This is a genomic window from Buttiauxella cochleicola, from assembly GCF_021282435.1.
Classification (GTDB): Bacteria; Pseudomonadota; Gammaproteobacteria; order Enterobacterales; family Enterobacteriaceae; genus Buttiauxella; species Buttiauxella massiliensis.
In genome coordinates this window covers 97,336-111,089 of record NZ_JAJSOT010000009.1, presented here as the reverse complement: position 1 = coordinate 111,089, position 13,754 = coordinate 97,336, and the positions used below count along the sequence as shown (strand labels likewise).

General features: G+C 49.6%; 11 protein-coding genes and 2 pseudogenes. 4 read left to right on the top strand and 9 right to left on the bottom strand.

Annotated elements, in window-relative coordinates:
• Positions 1-3: 3 nt before the first annotated feature.
• The 8 genes and pseudogenes from LVQ77_RS18785 to syd form a co-directional block, all read right to left on the bottom strand.
• Positions 4-1,152: a glycerate kinase gene (locus LVQ77_RS18785; RefSeq protein WP_232905214.1), complete on the bottom strand. Its 1,149-nt coding sequence runs from the start codon at positions 1,150-1,152 to the stop codon at positions 4-6.
• A gap of 171 nt (positions 1,153-1,323) precedes the next feature.
• A complete protein-coding gene (gudD, locus tag LVQ77_RS18780) occupies positions 1,324-2,658 on the bottom strand; it encodes a glucarate dehydratase (protein ID WP_232905213.1) in 1,335 nt (444 codons plus the stop codon).
• A 28-nt stretch (positions 2,659-2,686) separates the two neighbouring features.
• A pseudogene (locus LVQ77_RS18775) lies at positions 2,687-3,373 on the bottom strand (enolase C-terminal domain-like protein); the annotation flags it as partial.
• Positions 3,370-3,732, bottom strand: a pseudogene (locus LVQ77_RS18770) (MFS transporter); the annotation flags it as partial. The pseudogenes LVQ77_RS18770 and LVQ77_RS18775, both read right to left, overlap by 4 nt.
• 351 nt (positions 3,733-4,083) lie before the next feature.
• The gene (locus tag LVQ77_RS18765) at positions 4,084-4,533 is read right to left on the bottom strand and encodes a flavodoxin (protein WP_232865738.1); all 450 of its coding nucleotides are present in this window, start codon (positions 4,531-4,533) and stop codon (positions 4,084-4,086) included.
• Between the two features lie 27 nt (positions 4,534-4,560).
• Complete coding sequence (truC, locus tag LVQ77_RS18760; protein WP_232905212.1) at positions 4,561-5,331, bottom strand: tRNA pseudouridine(65) synthase TruC; 771 nt, start codon at positions 5,329-5,331, stop codon at positions 4,561-4,563.
• A complete protein-coding gene (locus tag LVQ77_RS18755) occupies positions 5,331-5,660 on the bottom strand; it encodes a YqcC family protein (protein ID WP_232905211.1) in 330 nt (109 codons plus the stop codon). Before LVQ77_RS18755 ends, truC begins: the two co-directional genes overlap by 1 nt.
• A gap of 654 nt (positions 5,661-6,314) precedes the next feature.
• Positions 6,315-6,863, bottom strand: a complete 549-nt coding sequence (gene syd / locus LVQ77_RS18750; RefSeq protein WP_232905210.1) for a SecY-interacting protein — start codon at positions 6,861-6,863, stop codon at positions 6,315-6,317.
• 68 nt (positions 6,864-6,931) lie between these two features.
• Here syd and queF point away from each other — a divergent pair, with 68 nt between their 5' ends.
• The 4 genes from queF to LVQ77_RS18730 all read left to right on the top strand — a co-directional run bounded on the left by queF (position 6,932) and on the right by LVQ77_RS18730 (position 12,461).
• A complete protein-coding gene (gene queF, locus LVQ77_RS18745) occupies positions 6,932-7,774 on the top strand; it encodes an NADPH-dependent 7-cyano-7-deazaguanine reductase QueF (RefSeq protein ID WP_232865742.1) in 843 nt (280 codons plus the stop codon).
• 115 nt (positions 7,775-7,889) lie between these two features.
• The gene (gene ppnN, locus LVQ77_RS18740) at positions 7,890-9,254 is read left to right on the top strand and encodes a nucleotide 5'-monophosphate nucleosidase PpnN (protein ID WP_064513378.1); all 1,365 of its coding nucleotides are present in this window, start codon (positions 7,890-7,892) and stop codon (positions 9,252-9,254) included.
• Between the two features lie 476 nt (positions 9,255-9,730).
• Positions 9,731-11,029, top strand: coding sequence for an HAAAP family serine/threonine permease (locus LVQ77_RS18735; RefSeq protein WP_134184453.1), 1,299 nt, complete (start codon positions 9,731-9,733; stop codon positions 11,027-11,029).
• 67 nt (positions 11,030-11,096) lie between these two features.
• On the top strand, positions 11,097-12,461 hold the full coding sequence (locus LVQ77_RS18730; RefSeq protein ID WP_232905209.1) for an L-serine ammonia-lyase: 1,365 nt from the start codon (positions 11,097-11,099) through the stop codon (positions 12,459-12,461).
• A gap of 181 nt (positions 12,462-12,642) precedes the next feature.
• Here LVQ77_RS18730 and kduI read toward each other — a convergent pair whose 3' ends face one another.
• The gene (kduI, locus tag LVQ77_RS18725) at positions 12,643-13,479 is read right to left on the bottom strand and encodes a 5-dehydro-4-deoxy-D-glucuronate isomerase (RefSeq protein ID WP_151993272.1); all 837 of its coding nucleotides are present in this window, start codon (positions 13,477-13,479) and stop codon (positions 12,643-12,645) included.
• Positions 13,480-13,754 lie beyond the last annotated feature (275 nt).

The following is a 13,754-nucleotide window of genomic DNA, read 5'->3' as shown; positions in this document are numbered from 1 at the left end:
GGATTAGCGCAGGCGACATCCACCACCTATTGCAAGCGTTGCGGCGATATTTCGCGCGGCCATACGCAGATTATCTCCCGCATTATCCAGGGCTTCTTCCAGGGTGCAGATGCTGTATAAGACACTAAATACGGCATCCAGGCCGTGGTCATACACCACACCAACATCCGCCGTTAAACTACCGGCAATGCCAATCACTGGCTTGTTGTAGCGCTTCGCGACTTTCGCCACGCCAATCGGTACTTTGCCGTGAATGGACTGACTGTCGATACGCCCTTCTCCGGTAATCACCAGATCTGCATCGCGCACCAGTTCATCAAGTTTCAATGCTTCGGTGACTATATCAATGCCTTGTCGCAATTGTGCTCCACAAAAAGCGTACAGCGCCGCGCCCATGCCACCCGCAGCACCGCCGCCAGAAAGTGTCAACACATCGATATCGAGGTCTCGGGCGATAATTTTTGCATAGTGATCAAGAGCCTGGTCAAGCTCACTAATCATCTCAGGTGTGGCACCTTTTTGTGGGCCAAACACCGCCGTTGCGCCCTCTTCACCGGTTAGTAAATTGGTAACGTCACACGCAACTTCAATACGGCACTCTTTAAGCCGTTTATCCAGGCCTGAAATATCAATGCTCGCGAGCCGTGCCACTTCCCGTCCCCCAAATCCCAGAGGTTCGCCATTGCTGTTCAGTAAGCGTGCACCAAGTGCCTGTAACATACCGATCCCTCCGTCATTGGTGGCGCTGCCACCAATGCCAATCAGGATACTTTGCACACCACTATCGAGCGCAAAACGAATCAGCTCACCGGTACCCCACGACGTGGTATTGAGCGGGTTGCGTAATTCAGGTGGAACCTGCTCAAGGCCACTCGCCGCAGCCATTTCAATAAAAGCGTGCTGTTTATCGCCAGAAACTCCGTAAAACGCCTGAATCGGGTCACCCAACGGCCCGGTGACATCCACTTTAATGATTTCACCGTTTGTTGCGGCGACCATCGCTTCTACGGTGCCCTCACCTCCATCAGCGACGGGCAATTTCACATAGTGGGCGTTCGGGAACACTTCCCGGAAACCGGCTTCAATCTGTGTCGCTACCTCAAGAGCACTGAGGCTCTCTTTGTAAGAATCTGGTGCGATGACAATTTTCATATGCCGTCCGTCGCTATGTAAGATGGGATATGTGAGAGCCAATTTTACCCTAAATAATTGGCGCTGCATCAAGGCGGCAAGTGGAGCAAACCCCTATGAGCTTACTCAAGTAAGCGATTAGGGTAAGCGAACACAGCCAACACAGATGCAGCTTCAAGTATGACGGGTAAACTAGCGAACCATACAAGGGCGCTTATTATTGAACGTCCATTCTGGGATCAAGTACTGCATCGCCATCGCATCATCACGTGCGCCTAAACCGTGCTGCTGGTAAAGCTCATGCGCTTTCATCACTTGATCCATATCCAGCTCTACACCCAAACCAGGTGTGGTTGGCACCTGCACCATGCCGCCTTTGATTTCGAAAGGTTGTTTAGTCAGGCGCTGGTTGCCTTCCTGCCAGATCCAGTGAGTGTCGATGGCGGTGACTTTGCCTGGCGCTGCCGCGGCCACGTGGGTGAACATCGCCAGTGAAATATCGAAGTGGTTGTTGGAGTGTGAACCCCAGGTCAGGCCAAACTCGTGGCACATTTGAGCTACGCGCACCGAACCTTGCATGGTCCAGAAATGTGGGTCGGCTAAAGGAATATCCACAGATTGCAGCGAAAGCGTGTGGCCCATTTGACGCCAGTCGGTGGCAATCATATTGGTTGCAGTTGGCAGGCCTGTCGCACGACGGAATTCAGCCATAATTTCGCGACCTGAATAACCTTGCTCCGCGCCACACGGGTCTTCTGCATACGCCAGAACGCCGCGTAATTGCTTACCGATGCTAATCGCTTCATCGAGCGACCAGGCACCATTTGGGTCAAGTGTTACACGGGCCTGCGGGAAGCGTTTTGCCAGCGCAGTGACCGCTTCGGCCTCTTCGCTACCGGCTAATACACCGCCTTTAAGTTTGAAGTCATTGAAGCCATATTTCTCGTAAGCTGCTTCTGCCAGACGCACGACGGAATGAGGTGTCATGGCCTCATCATGGCGAATGCGGTACCAATCGCATTTCTCATCGGGCTGACTCTGATAAGGCAGCGGAGTTTGTTTGCGATTGCCCACAAAGAAAAGATAACCCAGCATTTCAACTTCGCTACGCTGCTGCCCGTCCCCCAACAAAGATGCCACGTTCACGCCCAGATGCTGACCCAGCAGGTCCAGCATGGCGGATTCGATGCCGGTCACGACGTGAATCGTGGTGCGCAAATCGAAAGTCTGTAAACCACGTCCACCGGAATCACGGTCGGCAAACTCGGCACGCACCAGGTTGAGAATATTTTTATACTCACCCAGCGTTTTGCCAATTACCAGGGCGGCGGCCTCTTCCAGAGTCTGGCGAATTTTTTCACCACCAGGAATTTCACCCACCCCCGTATGGCCAGAGTTATCTTTGATAATCACAATATTACGGGTGAAAAACGGTGAGTGTGCGCCGCTCAGGTTCATCAGCATGCTGTCATGGCCCGCAACGGGAATAACCTGCATCGCAGTGACTATCGGAGTAGAAGTTGTCATGTTATTTATTCCTTTTCTTTCATATGAGTTAGTTGCGGCCAAATGCCGGGCATTTACGATCAAACTTCCAGCCCGGAACCAGATACTGCATTGCCGTCGCGTCGTTGCGCGAGCCACCTGGCAGGGACTTATACACCTCGTGAGCTTTTTGTACCTGTTCCCAGTCAAGCTCAACCCCCAGGCCTGGTGCATCCGGCACCGCGATTTTGCCGTTAACGATTTGCAGTGGGGAATTGGTCAGGCGCTGCTCGCCTTCCTGCCAAATCCAGTGTGTGTCGATAGCCGTTGGTTTACCGGGTGCAGCAGCAGCCACATGGGTAAACATCGCCAGGGAAATATCGAAATGGTTATTAGAGTGACAACCCCACGTTAGCCCCCATTCATCGCACATCTGCGCGACGCGAACGGCTCCGCTGAGTGTCCAGAAATGTGGGTCGGCTAACGGAATGTCCACTGCGTTAAGCATGATGGCGTGATTCATTTCGCGCCAGTTGGTGGCAATCATATTGGTTGCGACAGGCAAGCCGGTGGCGCGGCGGAACTCAGCCATCACTTCACGGCCTGAATAGCCTTGTTCCGCACCGCATGGGTCTTCGGCATAGGTCAACACATCGCCCATTCCTTTACACAACGCGATGGCTTCTTCCAGCATCCATGCCCCATTAGGGTCAACGGTAATGCGTGCATCCGGAAAACGTTTTTTTAGCTCGCGCGCAGCGTAAACAGCGCGATGATGATGCCAAAACCACTGAAGATATCAACGAAACCTTGTAGCAAGGTAAACAGCGACCAGATAAAGATGGACCAGAAATAAACCCGTTTTGAACCGAATTTATCCAGCAACCAGCCGCCGGGAATTTACCCTATGACATATGCCCAGGAAAACGCGGAAAACACATAACCCATGCCAATAGGATCGAGGCCGATATCTTTTGCCATTTCTGAACCGGCAATAGATAACGTGGCGCGGTCTCAATAGTTAAACGAGGTGACGATGAAGAGCATTACTACTATCCAATAACGAGCGTTGGTCCTTTTTTCGGCAACGCTCGCCGTTTGGCTAATTGTATTCATGTTGCACTCCTGAATTATAGCGTTGAGCTACATTCATCCTGAACTGCATTTGTAGGGTAATCAGAATGAGGTATCAGCCTGTCCACAGTATTTTTCTGATGCTGTATCTGCGGTTTTTATTTGGCTGATGGAAAGTATATGAAGGGAGTTAAAACGCCTCACCGTGCAATGACACAAGTTTATCGCGCATTTATTGAGCACTTTATGGCGTATGTCCAACGCGCTGGGGGATGGTTCACGACTTTTGAAACAACCGGATAAAACGAAGGGATTAAGCTTGAGGTGAAGCGGAGTGCAAATTTTATTCGGAGGGCAGGTAAGTGTGACGTCACCCGCCCTGGATTCATGTTGTTACTTTAACAATCCAGACCACTGCTCAACCCAAGGGTTAGAGACCGATTCAGGTTCGGGATGATCGTTGGCATCAATGGCTAAAACTGTGCCCACACGTTTAGCGCCCTGCTCTTGCAGTAAGGAATCAAACTGCTTCCCGCCACCACAAAAATGCTCGTAGTTGCTGTCACCTAATGCAATCAAACCGTAATGCAATTCAGGCTGGTAACCGATTTTGTCTTTGAGGGCCTGAAACAGAGGAACAATACTGTCTGGCAAATCGCCCTGGCCGGTGGTTGATGTCACAACCAGCACATATTGATCGCTATATTTTTGCCAGTCGGCAAGTTCAGGATCTTCGAATACTGTTGCTTTATGACCATTCTTTTTTAGGATCGCTGCGGCTTCTTCTGCCACCAACAGCGAGTTTCCATACATCGTGCCAACAAAAATTCCCACTTCGGCCATCAGTTAACTCCTTGCGTTACGGCTGTATTATTCATCCTGGCCGTTGCTTGCAACAAACTCAACCTTTTCGATATCACTCAGCAATCCGCTCCAGCCAAACTGTGACATCATCTGCATCCAGGTGTTATCAAGGTTTGCACGCAGGCACAGCGGTTCACCGGTAACCGGGTGATTTAACGAAAGCTGACTTGCGTGAAGCATTAAACGCTCGCAGCCAAAATGTTCCGCAGCGGCACGGTTTTGACGCAAATCACCATGTTTTGAGTCACCAATCATCGGGTGGCGCAAATGAGACATATGACGGCGTAACTGGTGTTTACGACCAGTTTTAGGTTCGAGTTCAACCAGGCTGTAGCGCGCTGTTGGGTAACGCCCAACCGGAACCGGCATTTCTATCGTCGCCAGCCCTCGATAATGCGTTACCGCAGGTTGCGCCTCTTTATCCTGAGTCGCTTTTTTATCGGCGATTTTGTCCAGCTCTTCAACGAGCGGGTAATCAAGCACCGCATCATCTTCAAGCCAGCCACGCGTCACAGCGTGGTAGCGCTTCTGAATCTGGTGATTTTCAAACTGCTGAGACAATAAATGCGCGACTTCGCTGGAAAGCGCCATCAGCAATACGCCGGATGTTGGCCTGTCGAGGCGATGAACGGTGAAAACGTGCTTGCCGATTTGGTCGCGTACGGTTTGCATCACAAATACGGTTTCGTGTCTGTCGAGCCAGCTGCGATGAACCAACCAACCTGACGGCTTGTTAACGGCCACCAGCCACTCATCCTGATAAATAATTTCCAGCATTATTTCGTGTCACTCGCAAACAGAGCATCGAGATCTTGTAGCGCTTTTAACAGCGGATCGCGCCCGACATGTGCTGCATCCAGCGCCATTTCGTAATAAGGCGCGAGGGCAAAATCAGCAGGCAGAGGGTGTTGAGCGTCAAGAAGTGCGTGCATTCGTGGAATCAGAACCCATTGCAACCATTCGTGAGGCTGCATTGTATCCAGGCAAAATGGTTGCGTGCTTTCAAAGGCTTCAGCATCTGGAGCACAGCCCTGCCAAAGTTGATGGTCACGCAAAACTTGTTCAATGATAAGTAAATGCTGGCGTACCAGCGCGTGGCGTTCCATGAAAACCTCCGGCATCAGTCAAAAGAAGCCGGCAATCATACCACTTCTTGCTAAGGGCGAAAAAAAGCATAAAAAAAGGGAGCACTGTATAAACAGTGCTCCCGGTTCGTTTCGCAGCTAATCCGGCTACTTTTGGTGCTCCCTGCTCGTCCGTGACAACTATGTCCTGTGGTCTCCTGACCTACAATCCGTCGTACTCGCGTCCTGCTACCATCATCCTGAGGTGTTCCGGCATCATCCTGATGCAATATCCTTTGGTCTTCCAGACCCACCGAACATCCAAATTCGGCTCTCTTTCTCCGTCCTGGAGGTGTCCCTTACTCTTCCTGAGTGATCCTTGCTTCGTCCTGAAGCCTTCCTTGCAACACCATCCTGGTGTGTTCCGCTTCTTCAATGAAGTGACATCATCCTGACATCTCCTTCACTTCCCGACTTCCTGTCGACGGACATAGAATCTACCATTTCGTTCACTCTGGCAAGGCACTCACAACTGAAGCTTACGATAACTTTCATTCAAAAGCAGACCGAAATAATCATAATATGATGATAAATAATGATTTTTCTATTTATCACTCACAAAAGTCTGCATGCAAAGTTAGAGATCTCTTACAGCTTGTGTAAGAGATCTCTCACAAGCCCATCAGCGATCCACGCTTAAATAACCTGTGGCTCAAGGTCGTTAAGGAAAGAAATCAGCGATGGGGCGAGTATTTTGCGTTGCTTAGTACCAATTTTCTCCAGCACCACTTCACCGCTTAAATTGCACAGCGACACCACTTCCATTTCATCGGGTGTGGTCGCAAGGAATAGCGTTGGTGAAAGTTTCAGTCTTTTTTGCGTGACCAGATGGCCAATCAGGTTTTCCAGAACACGCTGGAAATCATCTTCGCTCCAGGCCTGTAACAAAGTTAAGGACTGACTGCCTAAAAGTGCAGGCATATCGCCAGCAAATTGCGTGGTGTAGAACTGATGCGCCGCAGGCTGTAATGCAATGTCCATTGCTCGTTCTACCGCGCTAAGATCGTTTTCCGGTGCAAAAGGCTGCGGCTGCCAACGCACATCGTCACCCGTAGTTGTCACGATACACGGCGACGGCACACCATATAATTCTTCGCTCGCAGGCCACCCACCCACCTGCTCACGCCATGCATGACAAAAGCGATTGGTAAAATCTTCCAGTGCCTGACGTACGTCGTTATCCACCAATTTCTCACTCCCTCAAGGCTGCGGTACAATAAAGGCCAATTGTACCTGCATTCTATTGGTGACACATGTCTTATGAAAAACACCAGGCGCTGAGCGGCCTGACGCTGGGCAAGCCAACTGCTTACCAGGATAAATACCAGCCATCTTTACTACAACCTGTACCGCGTAGTCTTAATCGCGATCCGCTTGGCTTACAGGCTGATAACCTGCCATTCAGTGGCGGCGATATCTGGACCTTGTACGAACTGTCCTGGCTAAACAGTAATGGTTTGCCTCAGGTGGCAGTCGGGCATGTGCAGCTTGATGCAAACAGCGTGAACCTGGTTGAGTCTAAAAGCTTTAAGCTCTATTTAAATAGCTTCAATCAGACGCAGTTTGCCGACTGGGAAACCGTTCAGGAAACGTTAAAAAGTGATTTAAGCGCCTGCGCGCAGGGCGATGTGAGCGTGGTGTTATTCCGTCTGCGTGAACTCGAAGGCCAGGAAATTGCGGCGTTCAACGGCGAGTGTATTGATGATCAAAATATCACTATTGATAACTACGAATTTAACGCCGATTACCTCAGTGGTGCGGCTGGCGACGAAATCGTAGAGGAAACGCTGGTCAGCCACCTGCTGAAATCCAACTGTCTGATCACCCACCAGCCAGATTGGGGTTCCGTGCAGATTCGCTACCGTGGCCCACGCATCGACCGGGAAAAGCTGCTGCGCTATCTGGTGTCGTTCCGTCATCACAATGAATTCCACGAACAGTGCGTTGAGCGCATCTTCAATGACATCCAGCATTTTTGTAACCCGGAAAGCCTGAGCGTTTACGCACGCTATACCCGTCGTGGCGGCCTGGATATTAACCCGTGGCGCACCAATACCGATTTCCACCCGGCATTTGGGCGTCTGGTTCGTCAATAAGTGCGAAACGCCTCGCAGCCTGAGGTGGGATTATTGTTTTCAGGTTGTTAAATTGAACATTGCGGGGCTATTGTAATCATTGGGAGCGGCACTTTACGCTTCGTAAGGAGTTAACTTGATTACACATATTAGCCCGCTAGGCTCAATGGATATGTTGTCGCAACTGGAAGTGGACATGCTTAAGCGCACGGCCAGTAGCGACCTTTATCAACTGTTTCGCAATTGTTCACTTGCCGTACTTAACTCAGGAAGCCAGACCGATAGCAGTAAAGAGCTGTTGTCGCGTTACGAAAACTTCGATATCAACATTTTGCGCCGCGAACGTGGTGTCAAACTCGAACTGATTAACCCTCCTGAAGACGCTTTCGTCGATGGTCGTATCATCCGGGCTTTGCAAGCTAACTTGTTTGCCGTATTACGCGATATTTTATTCGTTAACGGTCAACTCTCCAGCGCAGGTCGCTTCCAGAATCTCGATCTGGAAGAACCGGCAAATATCACCAATATGGTGTTCTCTATCTTACGTAATGCCCGTGCACTGCACGTCGGCGAAGCGCCAAACCTGGTCGTATGCTGGGGTGGGCACTCAATCAACGAAAACGAATACCTCTATGCCCGTCGCGTCGGCACACAACTAGGCCTGCGTGAACTCAATATTTGTACCGGCTGTGGCCCTGGTGCTATGGAAGCCCCAATGAAGGGGGCGGCTGTAGGCCATGCACAACAGCGCTACAAAGAAAGCCGCTTTATTGGTATGACCGAGCCGTCAATCATTGCCGCTGAGCCACCGAATCCACTGGTGAATGAGCTGATTATCATGCCTGATATCGAAAAACGCCTTGAAGCGTTTGTTCGTATTGCGCATGGCATCATCATCTTCCCTGGTGGGGTTGGTACCGCGGAGGAGCTGCTTTACCTGCTCGGCATTCTGATGAATCCTCACAACCATGATCAAGTATTGCCACTGATTCTGACCGGGCCGAAAGAAAGTGCTGACTACTTCCGAGTGCTCGACGAGTTCATCGTCAACACCGTGGGTGAGCAAGCGCGACGTCATTATCAAATCATTATCGACGACCCGGCTGAAGTAGCCCGCCAGATGAAAAAGGCTATGCCGAAAGTGAAAGAGAATCGCCGTGAAACGGGTGATGCTTATAGCTTCAACTGGTCGATTCGAATTGCGCCAGATTTGCAGATGCCGTTTGAGCCAACCCATGAAAACATGGCGAATCTCAAGTTGTATCCAGACCAACCAGCAGAACAACTGGCTGCCTCTTTGCGTAGGGCATTTTCTGGGATTGTTGCGGGTAACGTTAAAGAAGGCGGGATCCGCGCAATTGAAAAATTCGGGCCATATAAAATCCACGGTGATGCAGACATGATGAAACGCATGGATGTTCTCCTCCAGGGGTTTGTCGCCCAGCACCGTATGAAATTACCAGGCAGTGCTTATATTCCTTGCTACGAAATCTGTACCTGACTCTCCTGGGCGGAGTCACTCCGCCCATCTTTTTTTCCCCGTGTTTTTCCCCTTTTACTGTTTTATTCATCTTTCTGCGTGTTACCCGTATCAGAATTTATCTCTTCATGAAAACTTATGCTTTCGTATTTCTCTTCGCTAAAAATCTTTCTTATACAGGCAATTACACTAAAAATAAGTATTGAAACCTCGTTTTATAAACCACAAAACCATTAACTTTAGGGTATAAACACTGCATAAAATATCAGCCGCAGACTGAAAAACTGCAAAAAACCATACAAACAGTAGATTCTTACAATTGGGATCTTGATCACTGATGAATTGACGCCATGAATGTATCTTTCCGCCCGCTGATTATCACTGGCCAAAATTACTATAAAATAGCCTGTAAACAGCATTAAATTTCAGTAGTCAATGGCAAGTCATCGCGATTGAACCAGATTTCGAATCATATGTTCCTTTGGAGAAGTAAGTAGATGGAAACCACTCAAACCGGCAGTATTGCCTCTGTCGAGAGCAAAAGTTCGTGGCGCAAGTCCGATACCATGTGGATGCTGGGGCTTTACGGCACCGCAATCGGTGCAGGCGTGTTGTTCTTGCCAATTAATGCCGGTGTAGGCGGTCTGATCCCGCTGTTCATTATGGCAATCCTCGCGTTCCCGATGACTTTCTTTGCCCATCGTGGTCTGACTCGTTTCGTGCTGTCAGGTAAAAATCCTGGCGAAGACATTACTGAAGTTGTAGAAGAGCACTTTGGCGTTGGCGCAGGTAAAGTCATCACCCTGCTCTACTTCTTTGCTATCTACCCAATTTTGCTGGTTTATAGCGTTGCTATCACCAACACAGTTGATAGCTTTATTACTCACCAGTTGGGTCTGGTTTCTCCGCCGCGCGCACTGCTATCACTGATTCTGATCGTTGGCCTGATGACTATCGTTCGTTTCGGCGAGCAGATGATCGTTAAAGCGATGAGTATTCTGGTCTTCCCATTCGTTGCCGCTCTGATGGTTCTGGCACTGTATCTGATCCCTAACTGGAGCAGCGCTGCATTCGATACCATGTCATTTAGCGCAAGCCCGGCAACCGGCAGCGGTTTATGGATGACACTGTGGCTGGCAATTCCGGTAATGGTGTTCTCCTTTAACCACTCACCAATCATCTCTGCCTTCGCTGTAGCGAAACGTAATGAGTATGGTGAAGAAGCTGAGAAAAAATGCTCCCGCATCCTGTCCTACGCACACATCATGATGGTTATTACCGTGATGTTCTTCGTATTCAGCTGCGTACTGAGCCTTTCTCCAGAGAACCTGGCAGAAGCAAAAGCACAGAACATCTCTATTCTGTCTTACCTGGCTAACCACTTTAATGCGCCAGTGATTGCGTGGATGGCACCGATTATCGCTATCGTCGCTATCACCAAATCCTTCCTCGGCCACTATTTAGGTGCTCGTGAAGGCTTCAACGGGATGGTTATCAAGTCCCTGCGCGGCAAAGGCAAGAGCATCGAAATCAGTAAATTGAACCGCATTACTGCAATCTTCATGCTGGTATCGACATGGATTGTCGCCACCCTGAACCCAAGCATTCTGGGCATGATTGAAACCCTCGGCGGCCCAATCATTGCGATGATTCTGTTCCTGATGCCGATGTATGCGATTCAGAAAGTACCAGCGATGCGCAAATATAGCGGTCATATCAGCAATGTATTTGTGGTAATTATGGGTCTAGTCGCTATTTCTGCTATCTCTTACTCTCTATACTCGCTGTTCATCTAACAGTTCTAAACCGCCAGCTTCCTGCTGGCGGTTTTTTTCATTAAGTTATTCAGGCAACGGACGCAACATGATTAGCGTATTCGATATATTCAAAATCGGTATTGGCCCTTCCAGCTCCCATACCGTCGGCCCGATGAAAGCCGGTAAGCAATTCGCAGACGATTTAATCGCGCAAGGGATTTTGCAGAACGTCACGCGTGTAGTGGTTGATGTATATGGTTCACTTTCCCTCACCGGCAAAGGCCACCATACCGATATCGCCATTATCATGGGTCTCGCTGGCAACATGCCGGACACGGTCGATATCGATGCTATCCCTCACTTCATTCAGGACGTGAATACTCACGGTCGTCTGTTACTGGCTAACGGCCAGCGTGAAGTGGAATTCCCGGTCGATAGCTGTATGAACTTCCACGAAGATAATCTTTCACTGCATGAAAACGGTATGCGTATTACTGCGCTGGCGGGCAGCGAGGTTATCTATAGCCAAACTTATTACTCCATCGGCGGCGGTTTTATCGTTGATGAAGCACACTTTGGCCTCGAAGATACTCAACAGGCTGTCGTTCCATATCCCTATAAAAGTGCGGCAGATTTGCAGCGTCATTGCAAAGAAAGCGGGCTTTCATTATCAGGCTTGATGATGCTGAACGAACGCGCGATGCGTCCTCAGTCTGAAATTGATGCACACTTTGCCAACGTCTGGAACGTGATGCGCAGCGGTATCGAGCGTGGTATCACCACCGAAGGCGTGCTGCCGGGCAAAATGCGTGTACCACGCCGCGCAGCAGCATTGCGCAGAATGTTGGTCAGTAGTGACAAGAACAACTCTGATCCAATGGCTGTTGTGGACTGGATTAACATGTTCGCCCTGGCGGTGAACGAAGAAAATGCTGCCGGTGGGCGTGTTGTTACAGCACCGACAAACGGCGCATGTGGCATTGTTCCAGCGGTTCTGGCCTATTACGACAAATTCATTCGCGAAGTTAATACCAACTCTTGCGCACGATACTTCCTCGCAGCCGGTGCGATTGGTTCTCTGTATAAGATGAACGCATCGATTTCAGGTGCAGAGGTCGGTTGCCAGGGCGAGGTCGGCGTTGCCTGTTCTATGGCGGCGGCAGGTCTTGCTGAACTGTTGGGTGGTAGCCCAAGCCAGGTGTGTATTGCTGCCGAAATCGGCATGGAGCATAACCTTGGTCTGACATGCGACCCGGTTGCCGGGCAAGTTCAGGTGCCATGCATTGAGCGTAATGCTATTGCGGCGGTGAAAGCGGTGAATGCGGCACGTATGGCATTGCGTCGTACCAGCGAACCTCGCGTCTGCCTCGATAAGGTTATCGACACCATGTACGAAACAGGCAAAGACATGAACGCCAAATATCGAGAAACCTCTCGCGGCGGGCTGGCCATGAAAGTGTCATGCGATTAATACCAAAAAGGCTCTCATCTGAGAGCCTTTTTTAATGGCGTTTTTATATCCAGGCGACCCTCTAAATAATTCGCGTTACAGAAAGGCGGTGAGTAAGGGAATCCCAATGAGCTTACTCTAGTAAGTGATTTGGGTGTCCGAGTGAAACCAACGCATCTGCAACGCGAAGTATGACGAGGGTTTAGCGCAGATCGCCGACCTTCACATGGTCCATATCATCAAACACTTGGTTCTCGCCAACCATACCCCAGATAAAGGTATACGCACGCGTACCCACACCTGAGTGAATTGACCAGCTTGGTGAGATCACAGCTTGCTCGTTCTGCATCACAATGTGACGAGTTTCTTGCGGCTGACCCATCATGTGGAATACGCAGCTATCCTGCTCAAGTCCGAAGTAGAAATAGACTTCCATACGACGTTCGTGAGTATGGCAAGGCATAGTGTTCCACAGGTTGCCTGGCTCCAGTTGGGTCAGACCCATGCTCAATTGACAGGTTTCCAGTACATCCGGAACGAAGTACTTGTTGATGGTACGACGGTTACTGGTAACGCTGTCGCCCAGAGTAACCGGAGAAACATCCGCAGGCGTTACGCGCTTGGTTGGGTAAGTAGTATGAGCCGGTGCACAGTTATAGTAGAAGCGTGCTGGATTTGCCGGGTCAATGCTTGCAAACACCACTTCTTTAGCACCTTTACCAACATACAGACCATCACGAGCGCCAATTTCGTAGCAAGTCCCATCGACAGTAATTGTGCCCTGCCCACCAATGTTAATCACACCCAGTTCACGACGCTCCAGGAAGTAGCTCACACCTAACTGTTTGCCCACTTCACCGCCAACGCTCACAGTGCGAGTTACTGGCATGACACCACCAACGATGATGCGGTCAATGTGGCTGTAAGTCATGGTGTACTCATCGGCGGTAAAAATAGTTTCAATCAGAAACTCTTTACGCAGACCGGCAGTATCCAGTGTTTTTGCATGATCACTATGAATGCTTTGACGAATATCCATTACTTTTCCTTACTGGGAATAAGAGGCGGAAACAAAATCACGCCCGTTACTATTAATAATAATTTAGCAATTAAAATAGAGTTATTCACAAGACCTCTACATTTAACTGCACCACATAGACAGTTTATCACCAGAATAAATAAATAATGTGATCCAAATTGAAATATCGTTTCAATTTGATTGAAGTGTAGTTCCAATCAGTAGATAGTTCATTTCAAGAGGGATGTATGAGATTAAAAACTCATAACCAGTCACTCTTCAGGTCAATGCAGTTT

Excerpts from the sequence above, each read along its gene's own strand:
- queF (WP_232865742.1), top strand. The coding sequence starts at position 6,932 with ATGTCTTATGAAAAACACCAGGCGCTGAGCGGCCTGACGCTGGGCAAG.
- LVQ77_RS18730 (WP_232905209.1), top strand. The coding sequence starts at position 11,097 with ATGATTAGCGTATTCGATATATTCAAAATCGGTATTGGCCCTTCCAGC.
- LVQ77_RS18755 (WP_232905211.1), bottom strand. The coding sequence starts at position 5,660 with ATGGAACGCCACGCGCTGGTACGCCAGCATTTACTTATCATTGAACAA.
- kduI (WP_151993272.1), bottom strand. The coding sequence starts at position 13,479 with ATGGATATTCGTCAAAGCATTCATAGTGATCATGCAAAAACACTGGAT.
- LVQ77_RS18765 (WP_232865738.1), bottom strand. The coding sequence starts at position 4,533 with ATGGCCGAAGTGGGAATTTTTGTTGGCACGATGTATGGAAACTCGCTG.
- truC (WP_232905212.1), bottom strand. The coding sequence starts at position 5,331 with ATGCTGGAAATTATTTATCAGGATGAGTGGCTGGTGGCCGTTAACAAG.
- LVQ77_RS18735 (WP_134184453.1), top strand. The coding sequence starts at position 9,731 with ATGGAAACCACTCAAACCGGCAGTATTGCCTCTGTCGAGAGCAAAAGT.
- gudD (WP_232905213.1), bottom strand. The coding sequence starts at position 2,658 with ATGACAACTTCTACTCCGATAGTCACTGCGATGCAGGTTATTCCCGTT.
- LVQ77_RS18785 (WP_232905214.1), bottom strand. The coding sequence starts at position 1,152 with ATGAAAATTGTCATCGCACCAGATTCTTACAAAGAGAGCCTCAGTGCT.